Origin of the sequence: Methylobacterium sp. CCH5-D2 (assembly GCF_001556475.1) — a bacterium.
Taxonomy (GTDB): Bacteria; Pseudomonadota; Alphaproteobacteria; order Rhizobiales; family Beijerinckiaceae; genus Methylobacterium; species Methylobacterium hispanicum.
The window spans coordinates 1-2,026 of the sequence record NZ_LSIX01000066.1 but is presented as its reverse complement, the minus strand read 5'-3'; the positions used below and the strand labels follow the sequence as shown (position 1 = coordinate 2,026).

Here is a 2,026-nt window from a genome sequence, read left to right as displayed (position 1 = left end):
ACGCTCGCCTCCATTCGCTTCAGCGTCGGCACGGAGATCGAAGCGGCTTCGGCAAGCGTCGCCTGCCCCATCGCTAGAAGTGCGCGCGCCGCGGCGATCTGCCGGCCCGTGGGTGTATGATCCTTTTGGCTCATTGCGATCCGAACGTTTGACTAAAGTCGCGTGCTGATCCATAAGTATCACCACGCCTCCAACGGTTCAACGGATCTCCCGATGTCCCGCACCCTTTCCTGGAACAGCGCCCTCCGCTCCCTGCATGCCGATCGGCAGCAGTTCGCCCCGGGCGAGCGCGCAGCCATCTGCCGCGCCGCTACCTTCGCTAAGCTCGCCGCCACGCGAGCCCGCCGCGATCAGGGCAGCCGCCCGCTTGTCGTGAACGGCGTCTACGACCGCCGCGCCATTATGGCAGCCGCCATCTACTCGGCGCAGTGCCGCCGCCAAGTCACGGGCGAGGCGTGGGGCATGTGCCTATCGGCCGCCCTCAAGGGGCGTGTGGCAGGTCGCCAAGGCCGCCCGCTGCCGCGCCGCTCACTAATCGGCAGCCCGCGGCGCGCCCGAGCCGCCCGCACCTGAACGCCGCGCCACTGCGCCGCCGCGCCGGCACCGACGACCACCCTGCCATCACGAAGCCGCCCAACGAGCCCGCACCGGAGCCCGAACGATGACGCACGCCCGCTTCCCTGATTTCAGCCAGCCCCTGCCGCCGGCCGCGCCCCGCGCCCGATCGAGCGTGTGCCCTTCCACGCCAACCCAATCCTTGCGGCGATCGACGCCCACGATGAGGCTTGGGCTGTCTGGCAGGTCGCGCCGGAGGCTCGGGAGTTGCGGGCCCACGCCGTGAAGGAGCAGGCACTGGCTCTGCTGCTCGCTACACCCTGCTCGACGTAATTCGGCACGCTGGCGCTGCTGCGGCATCTGCGCTGGCACACATCCAGCACGACGGGTTTGCGGACGCGGCCGTTCACGCCCGCGCAGCGGAGGCGGCGCGCGAGCTCAACATCGACTTCCCATACGTCGACCCACCGCGCGAGCCCGTGGCTTCGGTGCTGAGGATCCTACGGGCCGAGCAGTGATAGACCGGCGAATGAGCAAGAAAGTTCGAGAGCTCGTAGCAGTATCTTGCGTTGCAATTTAATTTGGTCCGTGCGCAAGAATTTCTATTCAGGCGGCAGGCGCATGGCTCGGAACTTGAGCGCACGCCGATTCTCCTTCGTAAACTGCAATATACGTGAGACGGATCGCTGCGCTCGAACTATGGTGCGCTGCGGAATTCGCAGGCCGCAGCGCACAAAGACGTGGTTCAATGTCCGCATCGGTCGCCTTCCACAGGCGGCCCCGCGGAGACAAAATCATGCGCACCATCCAGCTTCTGACCCTTGCTGCTCTCGCTTCTGCCACCGCCGCCGGCTCCGCAATGGCTGAAGACCGCATCAATCTGACGCCGCCGCTCTACCGCGAGCAGGCTCGCGTCACGGCGGCTGTCCGACCGGCTTCCGAGCTGACCACCACGCCGAACTCGACCGCTGCTGCTCCGGCCGCTCCGCGAGTCGTCGCTGAGGCTGGTACGTCGGCTCGCTGAAGCGGCACTCGGCATTCTGCAGGCATCCGTGCCGTCAGAGCGAACCGGCTCGCTTGAGACCATCGTGGGCCCCTCCCGGGCAAACGACGGTTAGCCGAGCGATGCCGCTGTGATGCGGGCGACGCCTCAGCCCTTGTCGGTGAGGCCGAGACCGCGCAGCAGGTCGCCGATCGGGTCAATCTTCTGGCCGGGGGAATCCGCGCTGATCGGCTGCTGCGCGGCACTCGTCTCGCCGGCGGCCGAACGGACCAGGGCGGCCTGGCGGGTAGTGGCGGCACGGCGGGCCAACTTTGGCCCTTGAGCCGCTCGGACGCTGCGGGCGGTGGTCGCCACCAGCGTCAGTTCTGCCGGCAGCGGCTGCACCATCGCGTATTCGGCGGAGAGCGCGACCGTCGGCTCGGGCTTCATGAGCGCCGCCGTGTCGGACAGAGGAGCCGCCCGCCGCAG

Annotated in this window: 2 protein-coding genes and 2 pseudogenes; 2 read left to right on the top strand and 2 right to left on the bottom strand. The window is 68.0% G+C overall.

Annotation, left to right across the window (positions count from 1 at the left end; translation table 11 throughout):
* A pseudogene (locus tag AX737_RS33975) lies at positions 1–134 on the bottom strand (transcriptional regulator); the annotation flags it as partial.
* Between the two features lie 79 nt (positions 135–213).
* Between AX737_RS33975 and AX737_RS01370 the strand changes: the two are divergent.
* Positions 214–573 (top strand): hypothetical protein, encoded by a 360-nt coding sequence (locus AX737_RS01370; protein ID WP_238229353.1) that lies wholly within the window; start codon positions 214–216, stop codon positions 571–573.
* A 778-nt stretch (positions 574–1,351) separates the two neighbouring features.
* The gene (locus tag AX737_RS31680; RefSeq protein WP_082772807.1) at positions 1,352–1,579 is read left to right on the top strand and encodes a hypothetical protein; all 228 of its coding nucleotides are present in this window, start codon (positions 1,352–1,354) and stop codon (positions 1,577–1,579) included.
* Positions 1,580–1,705: 126 nt separating this feature from the next.
* On the opposite strand, the pseudogene AX737_RS01365 reads toward AX737_RS31680, so the two are convergent.
* A pseudogene (locus tag AX737_RS01365) lies at positions 1,706–2,026 on the bottom strand (hypothetical protein); the annotation flags it as partial.

Bases quoted from the DNA above. Each gene is read 5' to 3' on its own strand.
- AX737_RS01370 (WP_238229353.1), top strand. From the start codon at position 214: ATGTCCCGCACCCTTTCCTGGAACAGCGCCCTCCGCTCCCTGCATGCC.
- AX737_RS31680 (WP_082772807.1), top strand. From the start codon at position 1,352: ATGCGCACCATCCAGCTTCTGACCCTTGCTGCTCTCGCTTCTGCCACC.